The following is a 25,669-nucleotide window of genomic DNA, read 5'->3' on the forward strand; positions in this document are numbered from 1 at the left end:
TCAGGCCGATTGTGCCTGGGGGAGTGGCCTCAGCCCTCGCCTTCGGTGTCCTGCGCGTCGGCTGCGCGGAACTCTTTCACCAGCGCGGCCACACGCTCGCCGACCTGCTTGTCGGTCTGCACGGCCTCGCCGATCTCGTTGTAGGTCTCGACATCGAGGTTCTCGGTCTCGGTGATCGCGGCCTGCATCTCGGTCATCGCCTCGCGCTGGAGATCGGTGATCGCCTCTTCGCCTTCGGCGGCCTGGATCTGCGCGGTGTATTGCTGGCGGATCTCGACGATGGCCATGGCGGCGGTGACGAAGCTTTCAAGCTGCTCGTCGGTGAAGCTGGCGGTTTCGGCGACCGGGGCCTCCTGCGTCATCGGCGCCTCTGCGGGGGCCGTGTCTGCCTCTTGTGCGAAGGCCGGGGCCAGAGGGGCTGCCGCGATGCCGAGGATGGCTGCGGTGCCGAGGATCGATTTGCGGATGGTCATCATGGGTCTCCATCGGTTTGGTCTGCGGGTGCGCCGGGCGGACCGGCGCTGCGATGGACTGAACCTGAGGGCCATGGCGGCGCGGCGCAACCGGGGGCGGAAGAACCGGCGCGCGCTCGCCGAAATGGGGGGAAGGGGTGCGCGGTGCTCCGCGGGCCGCAACCGCCTGCGGTTGAAATCATGCGCGGCGATCATAAGGCCGCGAGCGGAGGAACCGGGGGCGCGAAGGGGGTGTTGACCGGGTGGAGATGACCAGGGAGACACTTCATGAGACGATTGATCGCCGCGGCGCTGGCCCTTCTGCCACTGGGCGCACTGGCCGACGAGAACCTGAACTGGGTCAAGGCGAAGGGCACGGTTCCGGAAGCGATGGACCGGCTGGAGGCGGCGGTCGAGGAGGCTGGCGGGACGATCTTTGCCCGCATCGACCATGCCGCCGCGGCGCAGGAGCTGGGGGTCGAGCTGACGGATGCGCAGCTGCTGATCTTCGGCAACCCCAAGTTGGGCACGCCGGTGATGAAGGACAACATGCGCGCAGGGCTGGTGCTGCCGCTGCGGGTGCTGGCCTTCAAGGACGAGGGCGAGACCTGGCTGCTGTACCAGGAGGTCGTGCCGATGCTCGATTCCGTCAACGTGGACGAAGGTGTGGACGGCCAGGAAGAGATCGTCGACGCGCTGCGGGCGCTGACGGAGAAGGCCGCCGACCTGCCGGCAGAGTGACGGCGGGCCGCGCCGGGGCGGCACGCCGTTCAGGCGGTGGCGGTCAGGTGCGCAGGACCTGCAGCGCTTCCTTCAGGTCGATGGCGCCGTCGTAGAGCGCCCGGCCGGAGATCGCGCCGTTCAGGTTGGCGCCGCAGTCGCGCAGCGCCCGCAGGTCCCTGATCGAGGAGACGCCGCCCGAGGCGATGACCGGGATCTGCACGGCGCGGGCAAGGGCGGCTGTCGCCTCCACGTTCGGGCCCTGCATGGCGCCGTCGCGGTTGATATCGGTGTAGACGATGGCCGCGACCCCCTCGTCCTCGTAGCTGCGGGCGAGGTCCGTGGCGTCCACGTCGGTCGTCTCGGCCCAGCCCTTGGTGGCCACCTTGCCGTCGCGGGCGTCGATGCCCACGGCGATCTGGCCGGGGAAGGCCGCCGCCGCCTCGCGCACCAGCGCGGGGTTTTCCACGGCCACGGTGCCGAGGATGACGCGGGCGAGGCCCTTGGACAGCCATGTCTCGATTGTCGCCATGTCGCGGATGCCGCCGCCCAGCTGGGCGGGGGTGCCGGTCTGGGACAGGATCGCCTCGACCGCGGCGCCGTTGACCGGCTGGCCCGCGAAGGCGCCGTTCAGGTCGACGAGGTGCAGCCATTCGCAGCCCTTGGCCACGAACTCCAGCGCCTGTGCGGCCGGGTCGTCGTTGAAGACGGTGGCCTTGTCCATGTCGCCGCGCAGAAGCCGCACGGCCTTGCCGTCCTTCAGGTCGATCGCCGGATAGAGGATCATCGGACTGCCCTTCTCAAACTTGCCCTTGGGCCGGTGGGCCCGCCTGTCCTGGGGCCTTGGGGGCCCGCTTATTATGACGTCACGCCACGAAACGAAGATGAACCTAACGTCATCCTTGTCCGAAAGCCGTCATACGCGTCAAGTCGAATGGACCAAGAGGGAGGACAAGACAATGAGATTGTTGGCATATGTTGCCGCATTGGGGCTATTCGCCGCGGCTGCACACGCGGACCCCGTCGAGGGGGTGTGGCAGACGCAGCCGGACGAGGGGTCATTTGCCCACGTCACCATGGCACCCTGCGGCGAAAAGCTGTGCGGTGTGATCACCCGGACGTTCAACGCGTCGGGCGAATACAAGTCGCCGAACATCGGCCGCAAGCTGGTCATCGACATGGCCCCGCAGGGCGGCGGCAAGTACCAGGGACAGGTCTGGCAGCCGTCGAAGGACCGCATCTTCATGGGCAAGATGGACCTCGCGGGCGACCGCCTGCAGCTTGCGGGCTGCGTCGCGGGCGGCCTGATCTGCAAGAAGCAGACCTGGGCGCGCGTGAAGTGATCGCGTGACGTGACCCTCGGCCGGGCAGGGCGGGAAGCCGTCCCGCCCGGTCGTCTTTGCGCTCTGGCGGAACGGCAGGCAGGCTCCGGATGACGGAGGCGATGTCATGGGAGGCGTTCTGCCGGGCGGGCCGATCTGGAAATCGCAGACAGGGGCGCGGGTGCGTTGGCCGGGCCGGGGTCGGCAGGTCCTTGCTGGCACGGAATGCAGGCCTTCACGCAGCGGCATCGGGCCCCATATCAACATAGAAAGACGTTACAATCACTGAGGGAGAGCTCACCATGATCCGTCCCGCGATGTATGCCGCCATGGCCTGTGTCCTTGCCGCCCCGGCGCTGGCCGACCCGATGGAGGGAACCTGGCGCACCGAACCCGACCGCAAGAACCTGACCAGCCACATCAGCGTCACGAGCTGCGGCAACGCGTTGTGCGGGACCGTGGCAAAGGCCTTCGACGCCTCCGGGCAGGAGGTGAAGACCGCCAACGTCGGCAAGCGGCTGTTCTGGGACCTGAAGCCCGCGGGCGGCGGCGACTACGAGGACGGCACCGTCTGGGTGCCGCTTCTGGACGTGACCGCACGGGCAAGCGCGCGCCTGTCCGGCAACCAGCTTGAGGTCACCGGCTGCAAGGGGCCGGTCTGCGACGGTCAGGTCTGGACGCGCGTGAACTGAGGCGCCTTCGGGCGTGATTACGGGCGCCAGGTCAGGAAGTTGGCGATCATGCGCAGGCCGGCACCCGCGCTTTTCTCCGGGTGGAACTGCAGCCCGATCTTCGTGCCGTCGGCCACGATGGCGGTGACGTCGCCGCCGTAGTCGACGTGCGCCACGCGCTGGCCGGGGGCCAGCATCCGCATCTGGTAGGAATGGACGAAATAGGCGTGTTCGCCGGTCTCGATCCCGTCGAGCAGCGGGTGGGGCGTGTCGATCACAAGATCGTTCCATCCCATGTGCGGCACCTTGAGCGCCGGGTCGGCGGGCTTGATGAGCTCGACCGAGCCGTCGATCCAGCCCAGCCCCTGCGTCGCCTCGTATTCGTGCCCCTCGCGCGCCATGAGCTGCATGCCGACGCAGATCCCGAGGAACGGGCGGCCGCGGTTTTCGACGACGTCCACCATGGCCTCGAAACACCCCGATGCGCGCAACGCCGCCGCACAGGCGGGGAAGGCGCCGTCGCCGGGCAGGACGATGTGGTCGGCCACCGCCACGGTTTCCGGATCGGAAGTCACGACGACCGAGCCCGCGCCGGTTTCGGCCGCCATCTTCTGGAAGGCCTTCTCGGCGGAGTGCAGGTTGCCGCTTTCGTAGTCGATGATGGCGGTGAGCATGGGCGGTCCTTTTCTGTCCGCCCCGGAGGTCGCGCGAAACGGCGCAGGCGTCAAGAGGGCTGGGGATCGCGGCCGACGTGGTCGAGCAGGGCGAGGATCGCCTCGTCGTCGGGCAGGGCGTCGCCGATGCGGCCCGTCATCTCCAGCAGAATGAAGCCGTGGACCAGCGCCCAGACCTGCGTCTCGATGACCAGCGGGTTGGTGCCCGGCGGCACGAGCGGCGCGCAGGTGTCGCGCAGGACGCGGTAGGCGGCCGAGGCGCCGCGTTCCTGTTCGGTGAAGGGGCTGGCCTCGCGGAAGCTGAAGATCAGGTCGTAGAGCGCAGGTTCAGAGCGGGCGAAGGCGAGGTAGCCGCGCGCGATGCCGCGCAGGCGGTCACGGGGCGTCTGCGGCGCGGCCTCGGCATGGCGCAGCATGGCCTTTTCGAACCGGGCGAATCCCTCGTCGGCGATGGCGCGGCGCAACCCGTCGGCGTTGCCGAAGTGATGGGCGGGGGCGGCGTGGGAGACACCGGCGCGCGCGGCGCATTTCCTGAGGCTGAGTGCCTCCAGCCCGCCTTCCTCCAGAAGCGCGATCCCGGCCTCCACCAGCGCGGGTTTCAGGTTGCCGTGATGGTGGCGGGTCTTGTCGTCCGTGCTGCTCATGGCGCCGGGATATGTCTGCCGCTTGACAGTGTCAAGTTTGCGCGGCTATCGTCCGGTTAACTTGACAGTGTAAAGTTCATCGGAGGCGAAGAAGATGACGAAGACAAGGACGATCCTGATCGCGGTCCTTTCGCTGGCGGTGGCGCTGGCGTCGTGGCGGTTCCTGGTGTTCGGAGTGGCGCAGGCGATGCCCTTCATGGCGCATCACCTCGACGGGCGGGCGGTGGCGCTTTACGCGCACATCCTGCTGGCGCCGATGGCGCTGGCGGCGATGCCGTTCCAGTTCTGGCCACGGTTGCGGGCGCGCCGCCCTGCGCTGCACCGCTGGACGGGGCGGGTCTATGCCGGGGCGGTGCTGCTGTCGGGGCTGGGCGGGCTGTGGCTGGCGCCGGGCACCTCGGCGGGGCCGGTGGCGGCCTGGGGCTTCGGCCTGCTGGCCGTGTTGTGGCTGGGCAGCACGGCGCGCGCTGTCTGGCTGGCGCGTGCGGGCCGCATCGCGGAACATCGGGTCTGGATGCTGCGCTCGGCCGCGATGACCTTTGGCGCGGTGACCCTGCGGCTGCAACTGGGCCTGTTCGCGCCGCTGGTGGGGTTCGAGACGATCTACGTCATCACGGCGTGGTCGTCCTGGGTGCCGAACCTGATGCTGATCGAGTGGTGGTTGCGGCGGGACCGTGCCCGCCGCCTGCCGGTCGCGGCCCAAGGGGCGGCCTAGAGCGCACCCTTGGTCGAGGGGATCGCATCGCCCTTGCGCGGATCGGGTTCCACCGCGTCGCGCAGGGCCCGAGCGACGGCCTTGAAGGCAGCCTCCGCGATGTGGTGGCTGTTCAGCCCGTGCAACTTGTCGACGTGCAGCGTGATGCCGCCGTGGGTGCTGAGCGCCTGGAAGAACTCGCGCACCAGCTCCGTGTCGAAGGTGCCGATCTTGGCACTGGGCAGGTCGACGTTCCACACGAGGTAGGGCCGGGCAGAGAGGTCGAGCGCGGCGCGCACGAGGCTGTCGTCCATCGGCAGGAGGCAGGCGCCATAGCGGCGGATGCCGCGCTTGTCGCCAAGCGCCTTCACCAGCGCCTGCCCGATGGCGATGCCCGTGTCCTCGACCGTGTGGTGGTCGTCGATGTGCAGGTCGCCCTCGGCCCGGATCGTCATGTCGATCAGCGAGTGCCGCGACAGCTGGTCCAGCATGTGATCGAAGAAACCCACGCCGGTCTGGTTGTCGTAGGTGCCGGTGCCGTCGAGGTCGAGCTCGACGGAAATGCTGGTCTCGGCGGTCTTGCGGGTCACGGTGGCGCGGCGCATCGGTCGTCCTCTTGCTGGTCGGCGCCTTATAGGGGGGCGGGGCAGGCGCGGAAAGAGGGCGCGCGCCGAAAGCCCGGCGGGTGTCGCCGTGGCGCTGCGGTGTTGGTCCGGCATGTGGAAGATTGACGACTGGAGCGGGCGAGGCGATTCGAACGCCCGACCCTAACCTTGGCAAGGTTATGCTCTACCCCTGAGCTACGCCCGCGAACCAGTCTGTCATCTGGACCCCGTCCTGCGCGTGCGGCGCTGCTTCGGTGTCCGGCCACTTGGAGCGGGCGAGGCGATTCGAACGCCCGACCCTAACCTTGGCAAGGTTATGCTCTACCCCTGAGCTACGCCCGCGTGCCAAATGGTAGGGGGCGTTTAAGACTTCCGCGGGAGGGGCGCAAGCGGAAAAATCGGAGCCCGCGGAAAATTGTGAACGGGGCGGCGCGCAGCCCCGCCCTGCGCGGCGCCGGGGGCGGGCGGCGGGGTTCATTCCGCCGCTTCGTGGGCACACGCGCGGGGCGGCCGGACCTCTGTCCCGGTGCGGCCGTCGCCGGTGCAGACGAAGACGGTGAGGTCGTCGCCATGTGCCTTCAGGAGCGGGTCGGGGACCAGCCCGATGCGGGCGGCCAGCGCCGCGAGATCGGCCCGGTTCTGTGCGCCGGTCTTGGCCTGCACCGACGAGAGGCGCTGCCGCACGGCAGAGAACGAGATGCCAAGTGCATGCGCGATCTGCTTGTCCATCATCCCGTGGCCGACCAGGCGCAGAAGCTCTTTCTGCTTTGGGGTCAGGTGGTTGCGCTTCACGAACTCGGTCTTGAAGAGCTCCGCGTAGCGCGCGTGCCCGGCCAGCGCCGCCGCGTGCAGCGTCCAGCCGTGCCGGGTCAGCAGGGCATCGAAGGCCTCGGCGCCGTGGCTGCCGCCGAAGGCGATGAGCGCGGCATGCCCCGGGTCGCCCATGCGCAGCGGGAAGGCCACGCCGGCGTTCAGGCCCTGTTCGGCCGCGAGGTGCACATGCCGCCGCTTGTCGTCCGAGATCTCGCCCATCAGCGGCAGATAGGCCGGGCCGATCTTCAGCGGCGTAAGGTAGCGGCAGCCGTGCATCCGGAAGTTCGAGGTGTCGCGGATGTGGGGATAGGCGCGCAGCCGCTCCAGCCAGTCGGAGGTGAAGGTGGTGCGGATGAACTGTGCCTGCTCCCAGTTGCGGAAGTCCGTGGCGTAGACGTAATCGACCACGGTCAGCTCCAGCCCGTGGGCGAGATCGAGAAACAGCTCCCAGACCGCGTCGGTTGTGCGGGTCGCTTCGAGCCTCAAAAGAAAATCCAAAAGCCGTGCGGGTACGAATGTCTCGGTGGCCGCAACGGCCGCGCCATCAAAATGTTCCATGGCCGCACTGTTGCGCGGGACGCGGGCGGAGGGCAGTCCGGTTTTCCCTCACCTGACAGAATTGACAGGTGGAAACGGGTATCGGTCAGGCGGCGGGTGCCTTCGGTTCGATCAGATCCCAGCGGTTGCCCCAGGGGTCGCGGAAAACGGCGACGGTGCCATAGGGTTCGTGGCGCGGCGCTTCCTCGAAGATCACGCCCTTCGCGGTGAAGGCGGCGTGGTCGCGGGCGAAGTCGTCTGTGTGCAGGAACAGCCAGACGCGCCCGCCGCCCTGCTGGCCGATGGTGTCGCGCTGGTTTCCCACGGCGCGGGCCAGCAGGATCTCGGTGGTGTGGCCGGGATGGCCGACGCGGACCCAGCGCTTGCCGCCGCCCATGTCGGTGTCCTCCTTCAGCTCGAATCCCAGCGTGTCGCGGAAGAACGCGATGCCCGCGTCGTATTCCGGCACGAGAAAGGCAAAGGCGGCGAGGGTCAGGCCCATCAGTCGTCCTTCTGGACGGGGCCGTCCTGTTTCACCCAGTCGGTAAAGCCGTCGCGCAGGTGCGCCGCGTCGAACCCCATGTCGAGCAGGGTGGCCACGGTCAGCGCAGAGCGCCAGCCGGACGCGCAGTGAAAGACGTATTGCTTGCCCTCCTGCGCGAAGACCGGCTTGTGATAGGGGCTTTCCGGGTCGACCCAGAATTCGATCATGCCGCGCGGCGCGTGCACGGCGCCGGGGATGTAGCCCAGCTTCTGCCGTTCGCGCACATCGCGGATGTCGACAAAGACGACGTCCGGGTCCTTGAGCATCTCGATCGCCTCGGCCGTGCCGATTTCGGGGATGCGGGCGCGGGCGGCGGCGACCATGCGGGCCGCGGTTACGTTGAGTTTCTCCATGGTGTCGCAAGCTGTCCGTTTCGAAGCACTGCGGTCAAGGTAGAAGCTGGCGGCGCGGAAGGCGAGGGCGGAATTCCGGCGCAGAATGCCCTTGTGCCGGGCGTTTCGTGCCGAAAGCGACGTGTTTCGTGCAGGATAGCCCGTTGTTCAGCGCCAGGCCTCGGGGATCGGATCGGGCGACAGCAGATCGCCCACCTGTTCCGCCTCGGCCCGCGAGAGGTGCGGCAGCATCACGCGGGTGGTGTAATGGCCGTACATCCGCCCGTCGGTGGACAGCACCGACCAGTCGGCGATCTGGTCGCGCCCGAAGCTGACGCTGTCGCCCAGCGTCAGGCCGGGCAGGTAGGCGGGATCGTTGGCGAGTTGGCCGGTGAAGGTGCCGTCCTCGGCAAGGGCCAGGTTCTCGACCCAGATGACCTCGTCATCGACGTCGAAGTGATTGACGGGCAGCCGCGCCTTGAGGTTCAGCGCCGGGTGCAGGCCGCCATCCTCCGTCGCCAGCCGGGCCAGAACGAAGTCGAGATTGCTGCGCGCCTCCTCGATGGCGGCGGCCATGTCCGCGTCTTCGGGCGCGAAGTTGACCACCGGGTCCTGCGCGGCCAGTGGACCGGACATGAGGCAAAGGACCAGCGCGGCGGCGATCCGGAGCGGTGTCTTGCGGTGCACGGGACTTCCCTGAATGTGAGCGTGGGCAACGGGATAGCACGCCGCGCGGCGCTTGCGAACAGGCGAAGGCATAGTTGCGCGGATTTCGGCCCCGGAGGTCCGCGCGGCCCGGCGTCAGGTCAGACCAGATCAGAACGGAATGTCATCCGCGGCGCAGAGGAATCGGGCGACCACCTTCTTCGTCCCGGCCTTCTCGAAGGCGATCTCCAGCTTGTCGCCCTCGATCCCCGTGACGGCGCCGTAGCCGAACTTCTGGTGGAACACGCGTTCGCCCACGGTGAAGGCCGAGACCGCCTGCATGTCGATCACCTGAGTCTTCGATTCGCGCGGCTGGCTGACCGGGCGTTCGCCGGAGCGCGCCTGCAGGCGCTTCCAGCCGGGCGAGTTGTAGACATTCGCCTCTGCCGCGCGGGTTTCCAGCGTCGAGGACGCCCCGCCGAACCCGCCCTGCGCCGCGCCGAACCCGCCGCCACCGTAAAGGCCCGGGGGCGTCAGCACCTCCACGTGTTCCTCGGGCAGCTCGTCGACGAAGCGCGAGGGCATCTGCGACTGCCACTGGCCGAACACCCGGCGGTTGCCCGCGAAGCTGATGGTGCAGCATTCCTCGGCGCGGGTGATGCCGACGTAGGCGAGCCGGCGCTCTTCCTCCAGCCCCTTCACGCCGCTTTCGTCCATCGACCGCTGCGAGGGGAAGAGGCCGTCTTCCCATCCGGGAAGGAAGACGGCGGGGAACTCCAGCCCCTTGGCGGCGTGCAGCGTCATGATCGAGACCTTGGCCCCGGATTCGTCGGTGTCATTGTCCATGACAAGGCTGACGTGTTCCAGGAACCCTTGCAGGTTCTCGAAGCTTTCCAGCGCCTTGACCAGTTCCTTGAGGTTCTCCAGCCGGCCCGGCGCCTCCGGCGTCTTGTCGTTCTGCCACATCTCCGTGTAGCCGGATTCGTCGAGGATGATCTGCGCCAGCTCGACGTGGCTGACCTCCGGCCGGGCGTTCATCGGCTGGGCGAGGTCGTCGATCACGTCGTCGTCGCTGTCCACCGCGACCGTGGCGCGGGTCATCCGGCCCCAGCGGGCGAGGTCGGCCACCAGTTGTCCCAGCGCCTTGGCGCCCTTGCCGGTGATGGCCTTCTGCTCGACCGCCAGCGCCGCGCCGTCCAGCAGCGAGACGCCGTTTTCGCGGGCAATGCGCTGGATGGTCTGCTGGGCCTTGTCGCCGAGGCCGCGCTTCGGCGTGTTCACGATCCGCTCGAATGCGAGGTCGTCGGTGGGCGACACCACCAGCCGGAAGTAGGCCATGGCATCGCGAATCTCCATCCGCTCGTAGAAGCGGGGGCCGCCGATGACGCGGTAGGGCAGGCCGATGGTCAGAAAGCGGTCCTCGAAGGCGCGCATCTGGTGCGAGGCGCGGACGAGGATCGCCATCTCGTCGAGGCTGAACGGCCGCATCCGGCGCGTGCCGTTCTGCATCGATTCGATTTCCTCGCCGACCCAGCGCGCCTCTTCCTCGCCGTCCCAGTGACCGATCAGGCGGACTTTCCAGCCCTCCTGCCGATCGGTCCAGAGCTCCTTGCCGAGGCGGTTCGAGTTGCCCCGGATCACGCCGGAGGCGGCGGCGAGGATGTGCGGGGTGGAGCGGTAGTTCTGTTCCAGCCGCACCACATGCGCGCCGGGAAAGTCCTTTTCGAACCGCAGGATGTTGCCCACCTCGGCGCCGCGCCAGCCGTAGATCGACTGGTCGTCGTCGCCCACGCAGCAGATGTTCTTGTGCGCTGACGCCAGCAGCCGCAGCCAGAGGTACTGCGCGACGTTGGTGTCCTGATACTCGTCCACGAGGATGTAGCGGAACCAGCGCTGGTACTGTTCCAGCACGTCCGGGTGGGTCTGGAAGATCGTCACCATGTGCAGGAGCAGGTCGCCGAAGTCGGTGGCGTTCAGCTCCTTCAGGCGTTCCTGGTATTCGGCGTAAAGGCGGGGGCCCTTGTGGTTGTAGGCCCCCGCGTCGGCGGCAGGCACCTTGTCGGGCGTCAGCGCGCGGTTCTTCCAGCCGTCGATGATGTTGGCCAGCTGGCGGGCGGGCCAGCGCTTGTCGTCGATGCCATGCGCCTGCACCAGTTGCTTGAGCAGGCGGAGTTGGTCGTCCGTGTCGAGGATGGTGAAGTTGGACTTCAGCCCCACGAGTTCCGCGTGCCGGCGGAGCAGCTTCACGCAGATGGAGTGGAAGGTGCCCATCCATGGCATCCCCTCCACCACCTGTCCCAGCATGTTCGAGACGCGGTTCTTCATCTCGCGCGCGGCCTTGTTGGTGAAGGTTACGCTGAGGATCTCGTTCGGGCGGGCGCGGCCGGTGTTCAGCAGGTGCACCACGCGGGCGGTCAGCGCCTTGGTCTTGCCGGTGCCGGCCCCGGCCAGCATCAGGACCGGCCCGTCGAGATGTTCGACAGCCTCCCGCTGGGCCGGGTTCAGCTCGTCCAGATAGGGGTGCGGGCGCGCGGCCATGGCGCGGGCGGAAAGCGAAGACGCCTCGAATGCGTCGAATTCGTCGTAGCTGCTCATGGCGCCAATCTAACGCCGGGGCGCCGGAAGGGGAAGGTGTGTTCGCCTTGTGTTCCGCGGGTTTTCTTGGGTCAGGCGGACATCAGCGCGCCTGAGGTCACGCCGAGCCTGCGGCGGGAGGTCTGGAAGACGGGCCGCGGCGTGTCGTCGGCGCCCCCCGTTTCCGGTGCGGAGGCGCGTGGCGCCGCGGGCGCGGGCTGCGGGCGGAGTGGCTGGACGGCTGCAGCGGCGGGCTGCACGCGCAGCGGCTGGATGGAGGCGGGCGCGGGCTGGACTGTGGGCCGTGGGGCCGGTGCCGGCGTGTGGTTGCGGGCGGCGGCGCTGCGGGCCTCGGCTTCGGCGGCGCGTTGGGCGGCGAGTGCCGGGTGCATGCGAATCGCCGGGTAGTGGTTCGGCTGGGGGGGCTGGGCCGCGGTTTGTTCGGTCTCTGCCGTCTGCGGGGCGGGTGTGTCGGCCTGCGGGGCGATGGTGCTCCGCATGGCGGCAGTCTGCTGCTTCAGGTGTGCCTCGCGCGCGGCGACGGAGGGGTCGTTGTGTGCGGGCTGCGCGGCGGCGGTCATGTCCTGTGGCCGGGGTTGCGGCGGCGTGTCTGCGGGCGCGGCGGTCTGCGACCGGGCGGCCTCCGCCCGCTGGCGGGTGGTCTGTTCGGCGGCGGCGCGGACCTCGGCTGCGGCCTTTTGTGCGACCTCGGAACACCGGGCGCGACCGGCAAGCGAGGCGCGGGCCATGCGGGCCACCAGCCCGGCCTCCGACACGCCTTCGAGCACGCAGTGGAGCGAGCCGAAGCGGTCGGACCAGCGGTCGGTCGCGGCAGAGACGGCGTCCGACAGGAACAGCGTGACCAGCCGGGGATTGCGGCGTTCCGCGAGGGTCACGATCTCCGGCAGGTAGGCGCCCGCGGTGTCGAGGTCGACCAGCAGCACGTCGGCCACGGCGCGGCGCAGGCAGCATTCGGCGACCGAGATGCTGCCGGAGCCGGTCACGTGAATGCCCGCCTCAAGGAAGGCGATCTGAAGGCGATCCAGGCGGGGAATGTCACTGTCCAACAGCATCGCGTGCATGGTCTACTCCGGTGTTCGGGAACGCTTGGGGCAGAGCCTCGGCCATCGCGCTTAAAATAAACTGAACATTTGCGGAGAATGCGGCGGGGGCTGGCGCGGGCGTGGATTTCGGGCGAGACAAGGACCATGGACCCGCAGCAGACATACATTACCGTGGCCGACCTGAGAGCGCGTGCGCGGCGCCGCGTGCCGCGCTTTGCCTGGGCCTATCTCGACACCGCGACGGGGACGGGGGCGACCGCCCGGCGCAACCGCGCGGCGCTGGACCGGGTGGGGTTCATGCCCTCGATCCTCGACGGGGAGGTGGCGCCGGAGCTTTCCACGGAGCTTCTGGGCGTGTCCCATCCGCTGCCCTTCGGGGTGGCGCCGGTCGGGCAATCGGGCCTTCTGTGGCCGGGCGCGGAGGCGACGCTGGCCCGGGGCGCGGCGCAGGCCGGTCTGCCCTACACGCTGTCCACGGTGGCGACGGCCACGCCCGAGGAGATCGGTCCGCTGACCGGCGGGCAGGGGTGGTTCCAACTTTATCCGCCCCGTGCCGTGGACGTGCGGCTCGACATGCTGGCGCGGGCGCGGGACAGCGGGTTCCGCGTGCTGGTGCTGACGGTCGACGTGCCGGTGGCCTCGCGGCGGGAGGCGCAGGTCAAGGGCGGGCTGGTGCAGCCGCCGCGCCTGACGCCCCGCATCGCCGCGCAATGTGCGCTGCGGCCGGCGTGGTCGCTGGCGCGGATGCGGGCGGGGATGCCGCGGATGAAGACGCTCGATCGGTACACGACCGACCTGTCGACCCGCGATCCGACGGCACATGTGGGCTACCTGCTGCGCACCGCGCCCGACTGGGATTACGTGGCGTGGATCCGGGACCACTGGGACGGGCCGCTGGTGGTCAAGGGCGTGATGCGCGCCTCCGATGCCGCGCGGCTGGAGGCGGCGGGCATCGATGCCATCTGGGTGTCGAACCACGGCGGGCGCCAGTTCGACGGCGCCCCCGCCGTGGCCGAGGTGCTGCCTGAGGTGCGCGCCGCGACGACCCTGCCGGTGATCGCCGACAGTGGGTTCGAGTCGGGGCTGGACATGCTGCGGGGCATCGCGCTTGGCGCGGATTTCATCATGCTGGGGCGCGCCTGGCACTACGCGGTCTGCGCGCTGGGAGAGGACGGCCCGGCGCACCTGACCGAGATGCTGCGCCGCGACCTGGTGGCGGCCATCGGCCAGCTTGGCGTGGCGCGGCCTTCGGAACTGCGTGGCCGGACCGAGATCCTCAGCGGTTTGCCAGGAACGGGCGGGTGAAGGCCCAGCCCTCGGCCGCGATATGGGCGATGATGTGGGACACCTGCCAGTCGTCGCCGCACCGTGTCAGCCGCAGGTCGGCGCGCAGCGGGTGGTCCGGAAAGAAGTCGTCGATCTTGCGCGCCGTGATCACCACGCCGTCGATGCGCTTGTCGGAAATCGCCTCTGCCTTGGTGACGACGCGGAGGGTGCGGTCGATGCCGCGGGTATGGTCGTCGTCGGCCTGCGCCAGCATCGCGGTTTCGAGGTCCTCGACGGAATAGAGCACGATCGTCCGGTCATAAGTCTCGATCGTGCAGGGCTTCCACGCCTTTCGGGACAGGGTCAGACAGCCGAAGGTCCTGATCTCCCGGTCGAGGTGATCGAGGTGTTGGCTGATCATCCAGTCGGGGCGCGCCATGAGGTTTCGCGCCAGCGCGCCCGCAGGCCGTTCGGATCTGTCGAACATGGTGGGCTCCTTGACCCGGGTCTTTCCGCAACCGAATAGATCGTCAGCGTTAATGACGGATTAAGCCGGTGCGTTTGCAAACCTGGCCTTGCTGAAAAATTAATTTGCAAACCCCTCTTGCGCCGCGGTGCGGCAAGGCGTCAAAGTAATAATGTTGCGCAAACTGACAACAATCATGCGCGAGAGGACCAACACACATGCCCGATTTCGAGAAGATTCTCGTCGCCAACCGCGGTGAAATCGCGATCCGCATCATGCGGGCTGCGAACGAGATAGGTAAGAAGACCGTCGCGGTCTTCGCAGAAGAGGACAAGCTGGGCCTTCACCGCTTCAAGGCGGACGAGGCCTACCGAATCGGGGAAGGGCTTGGCCCTGTGCAGGCCTATCTCGCGATCGATGAAATCATACGCGTTGCCAAGGAAAGCGGCGCGGACGCGATCCACCCGGGCTATGGCCTCCTGTCCGAGAACCCGGATTTCGTCGACGCCTGCGACGCGGCGGGCATCACCTTCATAGGGCCGCGGGCCGAGACGATGCGCGCGCTTGGCGACAAGGCCTCGGCCCGGCGGGTCGCCATCGAGGCGGGCGTGCCGGTCATCCCGGCGACGGAAGTGCTGGGCGACGATTTCGAGGCCATCGCCAAGGAGGCCGAGGAGATCGGCTATCCCCTGATGCTGAAGGCGTCCTGGGGCGGCGGCGGACGCGGGATGCGCCCGATCAACGGTCCGAAGGAACTGAAGGAAAAGGTGCTGGAAGGCCGGCGCGAGGCGGAGGCGGCCTTTGGCAACGGCGAGGGCTACCTCGAAAAGATGATCATCCGCGCCCGCCACGTCGAGGTTCAGATCCTCGGCGACAAGCAGGGCAACATCTACCACCTCTATGAACGCGACTGTTCGGTCCAGCGCCGCAACCAGAAGGTCGTCGAACGCGCGCCCGCGCCTTACCTGAGCGAGGCACAGCGCGAGGAGATCTGCGAACTGGGCCGCAAGATCTGCGCTCATGTGAACTACGAATGCGCGGGCACGGTCGAGTTCCTGATGGATATGGACACCGGGTCCTTCTACTTCATCGAGGTCAACCCGCGCGTGCAGGTGGAACACACGGTCACCGAGGAAGTCACCGGCATCGACATCGTGCAGGCGCAGATCCTGATCGCGGAGGGCAAGTCGCTGTCCGAGGCGACGGGCAAGGCATCGCAGTACGACGTGCGGCTGACAGGCCACGCGCTGCAGACCCGGATCACCACCGAGGATCCGACCAACAACTTCATCCCCGACTACGGCCGCATCACCGCCTACCGGAGCGCGACCGGCATGGGCATCCGCCTGGACGGCGGCACGGCCTACGCGGGCGGGGTCATCACGCGCTACTACGATTCGCTGCTGGTGAAGGTGACCGCCAAGGCCCCGACGCCGGAGAAGGCGATCAAGCGGATGGACCGCGCCCTGCGCGAGTTCCGCATCCGGGGCGTGACCACGAACATCGAGTTCGTGATCAACCTGCTGAAACACCCGACGTTCCTGAACAACCAGTACACGACGAAGTTCATCGACACGACGCCGGAGCTGTTCGACTTCCAGAAGCGCCGCGACCGGGGCACCAAGGTGCTGACCTACATCGCCGACATCACGGTGAACGGTCATCCGGAGGTGCAGGGCCGCGCGACGCCGCATCCGGACCTCAAGCCCGCGAAGCCGCCGAAGCTGCGCGCCGATGCGCCCGCACCGGGCACCAAGACGCTGCTGGAGGAGAAGGGGCCGAAGGCGGTTGCCGACTGGATGCTGGAGCAGAAGCAGCTTCTGATCACAGACACCACGATGCGCGACGGCCACCAGTCGCTTCTGGCGACGCGGATGCGTTCGATCGACATGATCGGCGTGGCGCCCGCCTATGCCCACAACCTGCCGCAGCTCTTCTCGATGGAGTGCTGGGGCGGGGCGACCTTCGACGTGGCCTACCGCTTCCTGCAGGAATGCCCGTGGCAGCGCCTGCGCGACCTGCGCGCGCGGATGCCCAACCTGCTGACGCAGATGCTGCTGCGCGGCGCCAACGGGGTGGGCTACACCAACTACCCCGACAACGTGGTGCAGTTCTTCGTCAAGCAGGCGGCAGAGACCGGCGTCGACGTGTTCCGCGTGTTCGATTCGCTGAACTGGGTGGAGAACATGCGCGTCGCGATGGACGCGGTTCTGGAGTCGGGGAAGATCCTCGAAGGGACGGTATGCTACACCGGCGACATGCTGGACCCGGACCGGTCGAAGTACGATCTGAAATACTACGTTTCCATGGCGAAGGAGCTGCGGGACGCGGGCGCGCATGTGCTGGGTCTGAAGGACATGGCGGGCCTCCTGAAGGCCAATGCCGCCTACACGCTGGTCAAGACGCTGAAGGAAGAGGTCGGCCTGCCGGTCCACTTCCACACGCACGACACCTCGGGCGCGGCGATTGCCACGATCATGGAGGCGTCGCGCGCCGGTGTGGACTGCGTCGATGCCGCGATGGACGCGCTGTCGGGCAACACCTCGCAGCCGACCCTGGGGTCGGTGGTCGAGGCGCTGCGCTTTACCGAGCGGGACACCGGCCTCGACATGGCCGCGATCCGCGCGATCTCCAACTATTGGGAGGCGGTGCGGGGCCAGTACGCGGCGTTCGAGAGCGGCATGCAGGCCCCGGCTTCGGAGGTCTACCTCCACGAGATGCCGGGCGGGCAGTTCACCAACCTGAAGGCTCAGGCGCGCAGCCTGGGGCTGGAGGAGCGCTGGCACGAGGTCGCCCAGACCTATGCCGACGTGAACCAGATGTTCGGCGACATCGTGAAGGTCACGCCGTCCTCGAAGGTCGTGGGGGACATGGCGCTGATGATGGTCAGCCAGGGCCTGACGCGCGAACAGGTCGAGGACCCGAAGACGGACCTGAGCTTCCCGGATTCGGTCATCGACATGATGAAGGGCAACCTCGGGCAGCCCCCGGGCGGCTGGCCGAAGAAGATCCAGAAGAAGATCCTGAAGGACGAGAAGCCCTTCACCGAGCGTCCGGGCCTGAAGGCGGCGCCGGTCGACATCGCCGAGAAACGCGCCGAGCTGGAGAAGACCATCGAAGGCGTGGAGTTCGACGACGAGGATCTGAACGGCTACCTGATGTATCCCAAGGTCTTCACCGAATACGCCGCGCGCCACGAAACCTACGGCCCGGTGCGGGTGCTGCCGACGCGGACCTTCTTCTACGGCATGGAGCCCAGCGAGGAGATCACCGCCGAGATCGACCCCGGCAAGACGCTGGAGATCCGGCTGCAGGCGGTGGGCGGCACGCAGGACGATGGCGAGGTGCGGGTGTTCTTCGAGCTGAACGGCCAGCCGCGCACCATCCGCGTGCCGGACCGCAAGGCCAAGGCGGCCGGTGGCGCAAAGCCCAAGGCGGAGGTCGGCAACCCCAACCACATCGGCGCGCCGATGCCGGGGGTGGTGTCCTCCATCGTCGTGAAGGCGGGCGACAAGGTCAAGACAGGCGACCTGCTGCTGACCATCGAGGCGATGAAGATGGAATCGGGGATGCACGCCGAACGCGACGGCACGGTGAAGGCCGTGCATGTCGCCGCGGGCGCACAGATCGACGCCAAGGACCTGCTGGTCGAAATGGAGTGATCCGGGCCCTTAGGGGCCGGAATGGGAAAGGGCGCGGGGGATCACCTCCGCGCCCTTTTTCATGGGTGTGTCGTGGTCACCGGCGGCGGCGTCAGCCGGCGGTCGCCAGTTCCGATCCGTCGGTGGCTTGGCCCAAAGGCATCCCGCGCCGGACGGCCACGGTCAGCCCGTGCACCGCTTCGCCGCGATCTTCGCGCAGGACGACCTCGGCCATGTGGGCGATGGTCAGGCCCGCATCCTTCAGCAGCGTCTCGACGTAGTCGCGGGAATGGGCAAAGCGCCGGGTTTCGCGCAGCAGGACAGGGGCGTCGCCCAGTTCCACGGTGAAGGCGAAGAGCCCCCCGGGCCGCAGGGCATCGACCGCCCAGGCCACCGGCTGTTCGAGCGCGCCAAGATAGTTGAACACATCCGCCGCGACGATCAGGTCATAGCGGTCCGGGCGCCGGTCCAGCGTGGCGATGTCCTGCTTTTCTAGGTGGTCGTAGAGGCCCTTGGCCTCCGCCTCGTTGAGCATGTGCTGCGACAGGTCCAGCCCGTCGAGCTGCACCGCGTGCGGCCGCAGCAGCTCGCCCATCAGGCCGGTGCCGCAGCCGAGGTCCAGCGCATGCTCCGCCCGGTCCAGCCCGGCGGCCTTCAGCGCGGCAAGCACCACCTCCGGCCCGCGATAGGCGAGCCGGTCGCGCAGGGAGCGTTCGAAGCGCGGCGCGTACTGGTCGAAGAGAAGTTCGACGAAAGCCGGGGGCAGGGTTTCGGTGATCGGCACGTCGCGCGCGAGGTCGCGGTTGATGCCCGCGCCCAGCGGGTCGGTCGGGTCGGCCTCGACCGCCCGGGTCCAGGCCTCGGCGGCGGCGGGGAGGTCGCCCGCGGCCTTCAGGTACTCGCCCAGGCGGAACCATCCGGCAGCCCAGTCAGGGGCAAGCGCAAGCGCCTGTTCGAGGATGTCGATGGCGGCGGGCAGGTCGCCCAGGTAGGCCATGTTTTCGGCGAAACCGGCGCGGCTGTCGGCCGCGGGCACGCCGGAGGAGAAGAGAGCTCCGGTCATTCCTTGTCACTTCATAGGGCCCGCTTGTTTCCCGCATCCTTCAGGGACGGGCACGCGGCGGACGGCACGAGTCTCACGGATCGGGGTCCGTGCGGAGCGGCGGATACGCCGGGTTCGCGATGCCGTCAATGGGGCGCTGTGTTGCTGTGGTGCCGGGCCGCGGAAGCCCTGCCACAGACGCCTCGCGTCAGCCGATGGGCAGGGGCGCGTCGGCCTTGGGCTGGTCCATGACGATCTGGCTGTGCACGCGCGAGACCACCGGATGCGCCAGCAGAACCTCGTGGATCAGCGTGTTGAGCGCGGGCAGGTCGGAGCAGTAGACCCGCAGGAGGTAGTCGGCCTCTCCGGTCATGGTCCAGGCGGATGTGATCTCGGCCCGGGTGCGCAGGAGCCGGGCGAAGGCCGCGCCTTCCTCGGCGCCGTGGCGGGCCAGTTGCACCTGTATGAAGGCCTGCACGTCGAGCCCCAGCCGCGCCGGGTCGAGCGTCGCGCGGTAGCCGCGGATCACGCCGGTCTCCTCCAGCCGCTGCCGCCGCCGCCCGGCCTGGCTGGCCGACAGGTTCAACGCCTCGCCCAGTTCCTGCGCGGTGGCCTGCCCGCGGGTCTGCAGCCGTTCCAGCAGGGCGATGTCGGTCTGGTCCAGGTTGGCGCGGTTTTCGTGCATGTTTCCTCCGGTTCGTGCGAATCCTGCGCGTGCAGCGTTCCATGAGGGCGAAGAATGCGCGCAAGCCGCGCGCCGGTAAAGGCATACTGGGGGCAGGAAACAGAAATACGCACGAACAGGAGGACACCATGGGACCTTTCCCGCACGACGCACCGCAGTCCACCATCACCGCCGAGAACCCGGCTGGCACCGACGGCTTCGAATTTGTCGAATTTGCCCATCCCGATCCGGAAGAGCTGCGCACGCTTTTCCGCCGCATGGGGTACGAGCACGTCGCCAACCACAAGACGAAGCAGGTGGAGCTTTGGCAGCAGGGTGACATCACCTATGTGCTGAACGCCGACCCCGAGAGCTTTGCCGCCCGGTTCGTGGAAGAGCACGGCCCCTGCGCGCCGTCGATGGCGTGGCGCGTGGTCGATGCCCAGAAGGCGTTTGAACACGCGGTGGCCAAGGGGGCGGAGCCTTACGAGGGCACCGACAAGACTGTCGACTGGCCGGCGATCAAGGGCATCGGCGGGTCGCTCCTGTACTTCACCGACCAGTATTACGACACCTCGCCCTACAACGAGGAATTCGACTGGATCGCCCAGTCGAAGCCGAAGGGCGTGGGCTTCTACTACCTCGACCACCTGACGCACAACGTGTTCAAGGGCAACATGGACACGTGGTTCCGGTTCTACGGCGACCTGTTCAATTTCCGCGAGATCCGGTTCTTCGACATCGAAGGCAAGTATACCGGTCTGCTGAGCCGCGCGCTGACCTCGCCCTGCGGCCGCATCCGCATTCCGATCAACGAGGACCGGGGCGAAACCGGGCAGATCGTGGCCTACCTGAAGAAGTACAAGGGCGAGGGCATCCAGCACATCGCCGTGGGCGCGCGCGACATCTACGACGCGACCGACGCGATTGCCGACAACGGCCTGAAGTTCATGCCGGGGCCGCCGGACACCTACTACGACCTGTCCTACGACCGCGTGCAGGGCCATGACGAGCCGATGGACCGGATGAAGAAGCACGGCATCCTGATCGACGGCGAAGGCGTGGTCGACGGGGGCGAGACTCGGATCCTGCTGCAGATCTTCTCGAAGACGGTGATCGGACCGATCTTCTTCGAGTTCATCCAGCGCAAGGGCGACGACGGCTTTGGCGAGGGCAACTTCAAGGCGCTCTTCGAGTCGATCGAACGGGAGCAGATCGAGAACGGCGAAATCGCGGCGGAGTGATCCGGCCCGGGGCGCGCCCGCGTGTGCGTCCAAGGACAACCAGGGAGGAGAGGGGGAAGGGCGCCGTGCTGCGGCGCCCTTCCTTGCGTCGAGGGTCAGGGCCAGAGCATCCAGATATAGGCGGCATAGCCCGCGACCAGCACCGCGCCTTCGCGCCGCGCGATCCTGAGGCCGGTTGCCGCGAAGATCACCAGCAGGACGGACACGCCGACCATGAGCGGCGCATCGAAACCGGCGATCTCGGACGGCACCTGCGAGGGCGCGATCAGCGCGGTGGTGCCGCCGATCCCGAGGATGTTGTAGATGTTTGATCCCACCACGTTGCCGAAGGCCACGTCGCCCTGCCGCTTCAGCGCGGCGATGACCGAGGTGACGAGTTCGGGCATCGAGGTCCCAACCGCCACGATGGTCAGGCCGATCACCGTCTCGGACACGCCGAATCCCCGCGCCAGCGCCACGGCGCCGTTCACCAGGAGCGAGCCGCCCGCCACCACGATCACCAGCCCGCCCAGGGCGATGAGCAGCGGGATGGCGAGGTGTCTTGCGGGGTGCGGCGGGGCAAGGCCCGGGTCTGCCTCCGCAAGGGCGAGGCTCTTGTCGTGGATCGCGCCGCCGCCGGGGCCGGTGCGCTCCTGCTGGATGACGAAGGCGATATAAAGCACGAGGGCCGCGACAAGCGCCGCCCCGACGATCCGCCCCATCGGCACGAGAACGGCGAGCACGGCAAAGAGCACGGCCACCAGCAACATCGCCATGGCGTCCCGGCGCAGCGCGGAGCGCGCCACGATGACCGGGCAGATCAGCGCCGAGATACCTGCGATCAGCAGGATGTTGGCGATGTTGGAGCCGACGATGTTGCCATAGGCGATGCCCGGCGATCCGCTCAGCCCGGCCTGCACCGAGGTGACGAGTTCCGGCATCGAGGTGCCGAATCCCACCAGCGTCAGGCCGATGACAAGCGGCGATATCCCGATCCGTTCCGCGGCCTGAACGGCGCCGCGCACCAACAACTCTCCCCCGATCACGAGAAGCACAAGCCCCGCAATGAGTGGCACCCAGGTATCGAACATGATGATCCTCCAGCCGCATCACGTGCGGCGCGTCGAGCGTAAGTGGTGAGGGCCGGGCAAACTTCAATGCGGCCGCAAGGGGCGCCTGACAAAAGGATCGGGTCAGGCGGAAGCTTGCTTGGGACCGTCCGCCGGGGCCGGTGCTGTGCACCGCGGCGGGGTGGGCCATGGCCCGATGGAACGGGCCCTGCGGACCCGTTGGGAAAGGCTCTGTGCCGTGCGGGTCAGCCGCGCGGCATCTGCAGCGTCACGTTGCGGCCGCCCTTTGTGTATTGCAGTTCGGAGTCGCCGATGGCGGCAACGCGTCCGCCGTCCAGCTTGTCGCCGACCTTCACCTTCAGGTACTTGCCGCTGGCCAGGCGCACCAGGGCGCGGCGGTTGGCCGGGGTGCCGTAGACCCCGATCAGGTTGATCCGGCTGAGGTTGATCGCGTTCCGCACCGTGGCCGACGACGCGACCGAGGCGCTCGACGGCACCGAGGGGGCCACGACGCGCGGCGCCACGGCGGCGGTCTGCACCGGCTCTGTCGGGCGTTCGCGTTCGGCGCGTTCGACGATGGCGCTCATGTTGCGCGGGCGGCCCACCGGCTCCAGCGAGTTGCGGACGGCGAGGTCGGTTGCGGGCGAGGAGGGTTCCTCCTCGACGGCCTCTTCCTGCGCGGTGCGCGGGCGGGCCAGCGGGCGGAATTCCTCGAGCTCCTGCAGGGAGATGCCGCCAAGCGTCGCGCGCTCCTGCTGCTCCACCACATCGTCGGGACGGGCCTCGGGGCGGAAATCGGAGAGCGGATCGGTGACGGCCGGCGCGGCATCGGGAGTGTCGGGGGCGTCAGGCGCGTCGGTTGTGACGGGCGTGTCCGGTCCCGGCAGCGCGGCCAGTTCGACCGGCGGATTGCGCAGCGGCGGCACCACCGGCGGCGGGCCGGTGTAGACGCGCAGGCCGTCCGGGGTCAGCGCGCCTTCGGGCGTGGCGCGGACCACGCCGCGCTCGTCGATGTCGAAGGTCATGCCCGCGGGCGGCGGCAGGCCCGGGTCCACGGGGACGGGCTGGGACAGAAGGTCCGGCGCCTCGGGCAGGGCCACGGCGTCGAACATCCGCACCGACGGGTCGATGGAGGCGACGTAGACGTTTTCCACTCCGTCGTCCGGCGGCGTCAGCGGAGAGGCGGGCGAGCGCTGCCAGATGCCCGTCGCGGCATAGGTCGCGTCGGCCTCTTCCGGGGTCAGCGCGCGGGCCGGGACGGGGGTGCTGCGCGGCGCAGGCGCGTCGGCGGTGTCTGCCGGCTCCGGCTGCGCGGCTGCGAGCTCGACGGTGTCTTCCTGCGCTTCGGGTTCGGTTTCCGTGCCTGCAGTGGTGCCGGTCTGGTCGCTGGCCGTCGCCTCGGGCGTCGCCGAAGAGGACACAGTGGGGTCTTCGGTGGCGACCGGGTCGGGCAGTGCTGCCACGGCGGTCGGTTCGTCCTGTCCGCGGAAGAAGCGGGCCAGCCCGTCCTCGAGGAAGACGGAGGCCCAGGCCGCCACGCCCACAAGGAACAGCAGCAGCCCGGCGGTCAGCATCAGGCCGAGGAAGCGGGGCTTGCCGCCCACCGCCTGCTGTTCCCGTGCGCCGAAGACGGTCATGCGGTCGCGTTCCTCGCGCGGGCTCATCTGGCTGCGCCGGTCGCGTTCCAGCGCGGGCTTGCCCGGGGTGACCGGCGCGATATTGGGTGCGGTTCGTGCCATCGGCTTGGCGACCGGCAGCGGGAGATCGTCGACCGCTTCGGGATCGGGCTGGATCTTCAGCGGCGCGAGCGCCGCGCCGGTGGGCGCGGGCGGAATGCGTTCCGGGGCGGCTGTGACCTTGGCCAGCTTCGCGACCCGCGCGGCGGCGGGCGGCACCGCATCGGGCGCGCGCAGGGCCGCGAGCCGTGCAAGCGGGCTGGCGCCGGAGGCGGCCACGGCGACGGCGGGTGCAGCGACGTTCGCAGGCGCAGGGGCAGGTGCGGGCGTCTTGTCGCGCCGGGACAGGCGCAGGCCGGACTTGCGTTTCGCCGGTGCCTCTGCCGGTGCCGCTTGCGGGGCGGGGTCAGACAAGGCCGGGCGGTCCGTGGCCGGCGCGCTGCGCTTGTCCTTGCGGCCAAGGCGCAGGCCCGACTTCTTCGGCGCCTTCGGGCGCGCCTCGCCCTCGGACTTGGAGGTCGTGCGCGGCAGGGCCGATCCGAACCGCGGGGCCTCTCCGGTCTGGGGGCTGGCGGCGCCGAGTGTCGGGGCGGCGGTGCCTGCCTCCGGTCGGGAGGGCACGCCGAGCGGGCGGGCTTGGGTGTCGGCGTCCGCGCGTCCGGCGGCGCCGAGCGTGGGGGCCGCATTGTTGGCGTCGGGATGGGACGGTGCGCCAAGCGCGCGTGCCGGGGTTCCGCCCTGACGGTCGCCTGCCGGGCCCACGGGGCGGGACGCGGCGGCGAGCGCGGGCTCATCCGTGCGCGGCGCCGGGGCCGCGGGAAGCGGCAGGGTGCCTGCGGGGATCGTGGTCTCGTCCGTCCGGGCCGTCAGCGGTGTGCCGGGCGCCGGGGGCGTGGCCTGTGCCTGAGGCTTCGGCGCTTCGGGTGCGCGACCCATCGGCATGGCCGCCGGTTTCAGATCCGGCAGCCCCTCGATGTGATCGGAGGTGACATGCGAGTCGCGGGTGCGCATCTCGGGCGTGGCCAGCGGTGTGAAGCGCGCGCGGCGCGGCGGCACGTCGGTCGAGGGCACGAGGTTCGGGCGCGGTGCCGGGGGCACACGGCCGTCGGCGCGCAGCGTGCGGGACGATGCGAAGGCGACAGGCGCCGCCTCGGCAGGGGCGGCGTCGGTGGCGCTGTCCGAGGGCTGCGGCGCGGCGACGGGTTCGGGGCGCGCCGGGGTGTCCACGTCCGGGAGGACCGGCATCCCAGGGGGCATCGCGGCCTCCCGCGGCATGGCCGGAGCAGCGGACGCGGGGATCGTCCTGTCGTCGGAAGCGGCGCGTGCCGGTTCGGGCTCTGACACCGCGCGGGCCGCGTTACCCGAAGGCGGCAGCGCGGCGGCCTCTTCCTCATCGGTCGCGGGGGCGAAGTTGGCCGGGGCGCGGTGCACCGGGGCCTCGTCGCGCAACGGCAGCGCGGGGGTGTCGTCCTTGGTGGCGGCAACCGGCTTGGTGGCAACCGGCGCCATGTTGCGCGCTTCCGGGAGTTCCGCCGCGACGTGGTCGGGCATCTCCGGCGTGCTGAGCGGTTCTGGCGCGGCCAACGGTTCGGGCTTGCGGGGCGCCGGGGCGGCGGCGGAGACCGGGGTCAGGGCCGCTTCGGTGGCCGGGACGATCTCGATGGCGCGGGATGGGCGGTCTGCCGCGCGCTTCCAGGTCCGCGCCTTGCCGAAGTAGACCGCGCCGTCGAACGCGCCGTCGGGCGCCTGAGCGAGGTGGCAGACCGGCGTGAAGCCGTGTTCCTTGGCAAAGGTCTCTGCCTCGTCCAGCGTTTCGCGGGCGACGGCGGCGATCTGCAGCCGTCCGCCGACCAGCGCGTGGTCGTAGGCCAGCGCGCTCAGCGGGTAGGGCGTGGCCCCGTCCAGCGCGGCGCGGATTGCCACGTCGCGCGCCGAGGCGTCCCCGCCGAAGTCCGGCAGGTCGAGGAAGCGGATCTGCTCCGTCGGGATGACGATGGCGACCTCGGCCCCCTTGGGGTCGAGCTTTTCGGCGCGGTCACGCATGGCGATGACCGCGACATCAAGGTCCGGGTGGTCGATGGGCACCTCTTCGATGCGAGCCCAGGAGGACCCGACACGACGCAGCAAGGCGATGCCTTCGAACGAAAGGGCGAGCGCAAAATTCGATACCATGGCGCGGGTCTTACCAGTCCTGCCGTGCTCGGGGGAGGGTTTATCCCTTTTGCATGAAGTATATGGCAACTCTTCGCCGAGGGGAAGAAAGACCTCGCTCAGGGGATGGACGCCGACCGCCCGATGACCGACCTTCACACAGAAATGTTCCCTGATTT

At 68.9% G+C, this 25,669-nt stretch carries 23 protein-coding genes and 2 tRNA genes; 7 read left to right on the top strand and 18 right to left on the bottom strand.

Annotated elements, in window-relative coordinates; genetic code table 11:
- Positions 1–29: 29 nt before the first annotated feature.
- Positions 30–473 (bottom strand): DUF4168 domain-containing protein, encoded by a 444-nt coding sequence (locus tag QNI11_RS07165; RefSeq protein WP_157814889.1) that lies wholly within the window; start codon positions 471–473, stop codon positions 30–32.
- 267 nt (positions 474–740) lie between these two features.
- On the opposite strand from QNI11_RS07165, the gene QNI11_RS07170 reads away from it, so the two are divergent.
- Entirely contained in the window at positions 741–1,193 is a 453-nt protein-coding gene (locus tag QNI11_RS07170; RefSeq protein ID WP_283982890.1) for a DUF302 domain-containing protein, read from the top strand.
- Between the two features lie 43 nt (positions 1,194–1,236).
- On the opposite strand, the gene hisA is transcribed toward QNI11_RS07170, so the two are convergent.
- Positions 1,237–1,959, bottom strand: a complete 723-nt coding sequence (gene hisA / locus QNI11_RS07175) for a 1-(5-phosphoribosyl)-5-[(5-phosphoribosylamino)methylideneamino]imidazole-4-carboxamide isomerase (RefSeq protein ID WP_283982891.1) — start codon at positions 1,957–1,959, stop codon at positions 1,237–1,239.
- A 172-nt stretch (positions 1,960–2,131) separates the two neighbouring features.
- Here hisA and QNI11_RS07180 point away from each other — a divergent pair, with 172 nt between their 5' ends.
- Positions 2,132–2,515 carry a DUF2147 domain-containing protein gene (locus tag QNI11_RS07180; protein ID WP_283982892.1) on the top strand — a complete coding sequence of 128 codons (384 nt, stop codon included), beginning with the start codon at positions 2,132–2,134 and terminating at the stop codon, positions 2,513–2,515.
- A 281-nt stretch (positions 2,516–2,796) separates the two neighbouring features.
- On the top strand, positions 2,797–3,186 hold the full coding sequence (locus tag QNI11_RS07185) for a DUF2147 domain-containing protein (protein WP_254698286.1): 390 nt from the start codon (positions 2,797–2,799) through the stop codon (positions 3,184–3,186).
- A gap of 17 nt (positions 3,187–3,203) precedes the next feature.
- Here the strand turns inward: QNI11_RS07185 and hisH are convergent, their stop codons facing one another.
- Together hisH and QNI11_RS07195 are read right to left on the bottom strand one after the other, a co-directional pair.
- On the bottom strand, positions 3,204–3,839 hold the full coding sequence (gene hisH, locus QNI11_RS07190; protein WP_283982893.1) for an imidazole glycerol phosphate synthase subunit HisH: 636 nt from the start codon (positions 3,837–3,839) through the stop codon (positions 3,204–3,206).
- 50 nt (positions 3,840–3,889) lie between these two features.
- Complete coding sequence (locus QNI11_RS07195; RefSeq protein WP_283982894.1) at positions 3,890–4,483, bottom strand: TetR/AcrR family transcriptional regulator; 594 nt, start codon at positions 4,481–4,483, stop codon at positions 3,890–3,892.
- Positions 4,484–4,577: 94 nt separating this feature from the next.
- Between QNI11_RS07195 and QNI11_RS07200 the strand changes: the two genes are divergently transcribed.
- Positions 4,578–5,198, top strand: a complete 621-nt coding sequence (locus tag QNI11_RS07200) for a DUF2306 domain-containing protein (RefSeq protein ID WP_283982895.1) — start codon at positions 4,578–4,580, stop codon at positions 5,196–5,198.
- Here the strand turns inward: QNI11_RS07200 and hisB are convergent.
- From hisB to QNI11_RS07245, 9 genes are all read right to left on the bottom strand, one after another.
- On the bottom strand, positions 5,195–5,782 hold the full coding sequence (hisB, locus tag QNI11_RS07205) for an imidazoleglycerol-phosphate dehydratase HisB (protein WP_283982896.1): 588 nt from the start codon (positions 5,780–5,782) through the stop codon (positions 5,195–5,197). The genes QNI11_RS07200 and hisB overlap by 4 nt on opposite strands.
- Before the next feature lie 130 nt (positions 5,783–5,912).
- Positions 5,913–5,987, bottom strand: a tRNA-Gly gene (locus QNI11_RS07210).
- Between the two features lie 62 nt (positions 5,988–6,049).
- Positions 6,050–6,124: transfer RNA gene (locus tag QNI11_RS07215), tRNA-Gly, on the bottom strand.
- A 132-nt stretch (positions 6,125–6,256) separates the two neighbouring features.
- Entirely contained in the window at positions 6,257–7,153 is an 897-nt protein-coding gene (locus QNI11_RS07220) for a LuxR family transcriptional regulator (protein ID WP_100927180.1), read from the bottom strand.
- Between the two features lie 85 nt (positions 7,154–7,238).
- Positions 7,239–7,634 (bottom strand): VOC family protein, encoded by a 396-nt coding sequence (locus QNI11_RS07225; RefSeq protein WP_283982897.1) that lies wholly within the window; start codon positions 7,632–7,634, stop codon positions 7,239–7,241.
- Complete coding sequence (locus tag QNI11_RS07230; protein ID WP_283982898.1) at positions 7,634–8,029, bottom strand: rhodanese-like domain-containing protein; 396 nt, start codon at positions 8,027–8,029, stop codon at positions 7,634–7,636. Before QNI11_RS07230 ends, QNI11_RS07225 begins: the two co-directional genes overlap by 1 nt.
- A 147-nt stretch (positions 8,030–8,176) precedes the next feature.
- Positions 8,177–8,695, bottom strand: a complete 519-nt coding sequence (locus QNI11_RS07235) for a YegJ family protein (protein WP_283982899.1) — start codon at positions 8,693–8,695, stop codon at positions 8,177–8,179.
- A gap of 129 nt (positions 8,696–8,824) precedes the next feature.
- Entirely contained in the window at positions 8,825–11,248 is a 2,424-nt protein-coding gene (locus QNI11_RS07240) for an ATP-dependent helicase (RefSeq protein ID WP_100927176.1), read from the bottom strand.
- Positions 11,249–11,319: 71 nt separating this feature from the next.
- Positions 11,320–12,309, bottom strand: a complete 990-nt coding sequence (locus QNI11_RS07245) for a hypothetical protein (RefSeq protein WP_283982900.1) — start codon at positions 12,307–12,309, stop codon at positions 11,320–11,322.
- 126 nt (positions 12,310–12,435) lie between these two features.
- On the opposite strand from QNI11_RS07245, the gene QNI11_RS07250 reads away from it, so the two are divergent.
- Positions 12,436–13,596, top strand: a complete 1,161-nt coding sequence (locus QNI11_RS07250) for an alpha-hydroxy acid oxidase (protein ID WP_283982901.1) — start codon at positions 12,436–12,438, stop codon at positions 13,594–13,596.
- Here QNI11_RS07250 and QNI11_RS07255 read toward each other — a convergent pair.
- On the bottom strand, positions 13,568–14,044 hold the full coding sequence (locus tag QNI11_RS07255; protein ID WP_283982902.1) for a hypothetical protein: 477 nt from the start codon (positions 14,042–14,044) through the stop codon (positions 13,568–13,570). The two genes, QNI11_RS07250 and QNI11_RS07255, sit on opposite strands and share 29 nt — an antisense overlap.
- Positions 14,045–14,241: 197 nt before the next feature.
- On the opposite strand from QNI11_RS07255, the gene QNI11_RS07260 reads away from it, so the two are divergent.
- Positions 14,242–17,685, top strand: a complete 3,444-nt coding sequence (locus tag QNI11_RS07260; protein ID WP_283982903.1) for a pyruvate carboxylase — start codon at positions 14,242–14,244, stop codon at positions 17,683–17,685.
- Positions 17,686–17,776: 91 nt separating this feature from the next.
- On the opposite strand, the gene QNI11_RS07265 is transcribed toward QNI11_RS07260, so the two are convergent.
- On the bottom strand, positions 17,777–18,727 hold the full coding sequence (locus QNI11_RS07265; RefSeq protein ID WP_283982904.1) for a class I SAM-dependent methyltransferase: 951 nt from the start codon (positions 18,725–18,727) through the stop codon (positions 17,777–17,779).
- A 187-nt stretch (positions 18,728–18,914) separates the two neighbouring features.
- Positions 18,915–19,391: an Lrp/AsnC family transcriptional regulator gene (locus QNI11_RS07270; protein WP_283982905.1), complete on the bottom strand. Its 477-nt coding sequence runs from the start codon at positions 19,389–19,391 to the stop codon at positions 18,915–18,917.
- Between the two features lie 128 nt (positions 19,392–19,519).
- Between QNI11_RS07270 and hppD the strand changes: the two genes are divergently transcribed.
- Entirely contained in the window at positions 19,520–20,614 is a 1,095-nt protein-coding gene (hppD, locus tag QNI11_RS07275; RefSeq protein WP_283982906.1) for a 4-hydroxyphenylpyruvate dioxygenase, read from the top strand.
- A 95-nt stretch (positions 20,615–20,709) separates the two neighbouring features.
- Here the strand turns inward: hppD and QNI11_RS07280 are convergent, their stop codons facing one another.
- Both QNI11_RS07280 and QNI11_RS07285 read right to left on the bottom strand, forming a co-directional pair.
- A complete protein-coding gene (locus QNI11_RS07280; protein WP_100927169.1) occupies positions 20,710–21,684 on the bottom strand; it encodes a calcium/sodium antiporter in 975 nt (324 codons plus the stop codon).
- Positions 21,685–21,908: 224 nt separating this feature from the next.
- Positions 21,909–25,511, bottom strand: coding sequence for a hypothetical protein (locus QNI11_RS07285; protein WP_283982907.1), 3,603 nt, complete (start codon positions 25,509–25,511; stop codon positions 21,909–21,911).
- Positions 25,512–25,669: the final 158 nt, after the last annotated feature.

It is taken from the genome of Sagittula sp. MA-2 (genome assembly GCF_030126985.1).
GTDB lineage: Bacteria > Pseudomonadota > Alphaproteobacteria > Rhodobacterales > Rhodobacteraceae > Sagittula.

Excerpts from the sequence above, each read along its gene's own strand:
- QNI11_RS07165 (WP_157814889.1), bottom strand. The coding sequence starts at position 473 with ATGACCATCCGCAAATCGATCCTCGGCACCGCAGCCATCCTCGGCATC.
- QNI11_RS07170 (WP_283982890.1), top strand. The coding sequence starts at position 741 with ATGAGACGATTGATCGCCGCGGCGCTGGCCCTTCTGCCACTGGGCGCA.
- hisA (WP_283982891.1), bottom strand. The coding sequence starts at position 1,959 with ATGATCCTCTATCCGGCGATCGACCTGAAGGACGGCAAGGCCGTGCGG.
- QNI11_RS07180 (WP_283982892.1), top strand. The coding sequence starts at position 2,132 with ATGAGATTGTTGGCATATGTTGCCGCATTGGGGCTATTCGCCGCGGCT.
- QNI11_RS07185 (WP_254698286.1), top strand. The coding sequence starts at position 2,797 with ATGATCCGTCCCGCGATGTATGCCGCCATGGCCTGTGTCCTTGCCGCC.
- hisH (WP_283982893.1), bottom strand. The coding sequence starts at position 3,839 with ATGCTCACCGCCATCATCGACTACGAAAGCGGCAACCTGCACTCCGCC.
- QNI11_RS07195 (WP_283982894.1), bottom strand. The coding sequence starts at position 4,483 with ATGAGCAGCACGGACGACAAGACCCGCCACCATCACGGCAACCTGAAA.
- QNI11_RS07200 (WP_283982895.1), top strand. The coding sequence starts at position 4,578 with ATGACGAAGACAAGGACGATCCTGATCGCGGTCCTTTCGCTGGCGGTG.
- hisB (WP_283982896.1), bottom strand. The coding sequence starts at position 5,782 with ATGCGCCGCGCCACCGTGACCCGCAAGACCGCCGAGACCAGCATTTCC.
- QNI11_RS07220 (WP_100927180.1), bottom strand. The coding sequence starts at position 7,153 with ATGGAACATTTTGATGGCGCGGCCGTTGCGGCCACCGAGACATTCGTA.
- QNI11_RS07225 (WP_283982897.1), bottom strand. The coding sequence starts at position 7,634 with ATGGGCCTGACCCTCGCCGCCTTTGCCTTTCTCGTGCCGGAATACGAC.
- QNI11_RS07230 (WP_283982898.1), bottom strand. The coding sequence starts at position 8,029 with ATGGAGAAACTCAACGTAACCGCGGCCCGCATGGTCGCCGCCGCCCGC.
- QNI11_RS07240 (WP_100927176.1), bottom strand. The coding sequence starts at position 11,248 with ATGAGCAGCTACGACGAATTCGACGCATTCGAGGCGTCTTCGCTTTCC.
- QNI11_RS07245 (WP_283982900.1), bottom strand. The coding sequence starts at position 12,309 with ATGCACGCGATGCTGTTGGACAGTGACATTCCCCGCCTGGATCGCCTT.
- QNI11_RS07250 (WP_283982901.1), top strand. The coding sequence starts at position 12,436 with ATGGACCCGCAGCAGACATACATTACCGTGGCCGACCTGAGAGCGCGT.
- QNI11_RS07255 (WP_283982902.1), bottom strand. The coding sequence starts at position 14,044 with ATGTTCGACAGATCCGAACGGCCTGCGGGCGCGCTGGCGCGAAACCTC.
- QNI11_RS07260 (WP_283982903.1), top strand. The coding sequence starts at position 14,242 with ATGCCCGATTTCGAGAAGATTCTCGTCGCCAACCGCGGTGAAATCGCG.
- QNI11_RS07265 (WP_283982904.1), bottom strand. The coding sequence starts at position 18,727 with ATGACCGGAGCTCTCTTCTCCTCCGGCGTGCCCGCGGCCGACAGCCGC.
- QNI11_RS07270 (WP_283982905.1), bottom strand. The coding sequence starts at position 19,391 with ATGCACGAAAACCGCGCCAACCTGGACCAGACCGACATCGCCCTGCTG.
- hppD (WP_283982906.1), top strand. The coding sequence starts at position 19,520 with ATGGGACCTTTCCCGCACGACGCACCGCAGTCCACCATCACCGCCGAG.
- QNI11_RS07280 (WP_100927169.1), bottom strand. The coding sequence starts at position 21,684 with ATGTTCGATACCTGGGTGCCACTCATTGCGGGGCTTGTGCTTCTCGTG.
- QNI11_RS07285 (WP_283982907.1), bottom strand. The coding sequence starts at position 25,511 with ATGGTATCGAATTTTGCGCTCGCCCTTTCGTTCGAAGGCATCGCCTTG.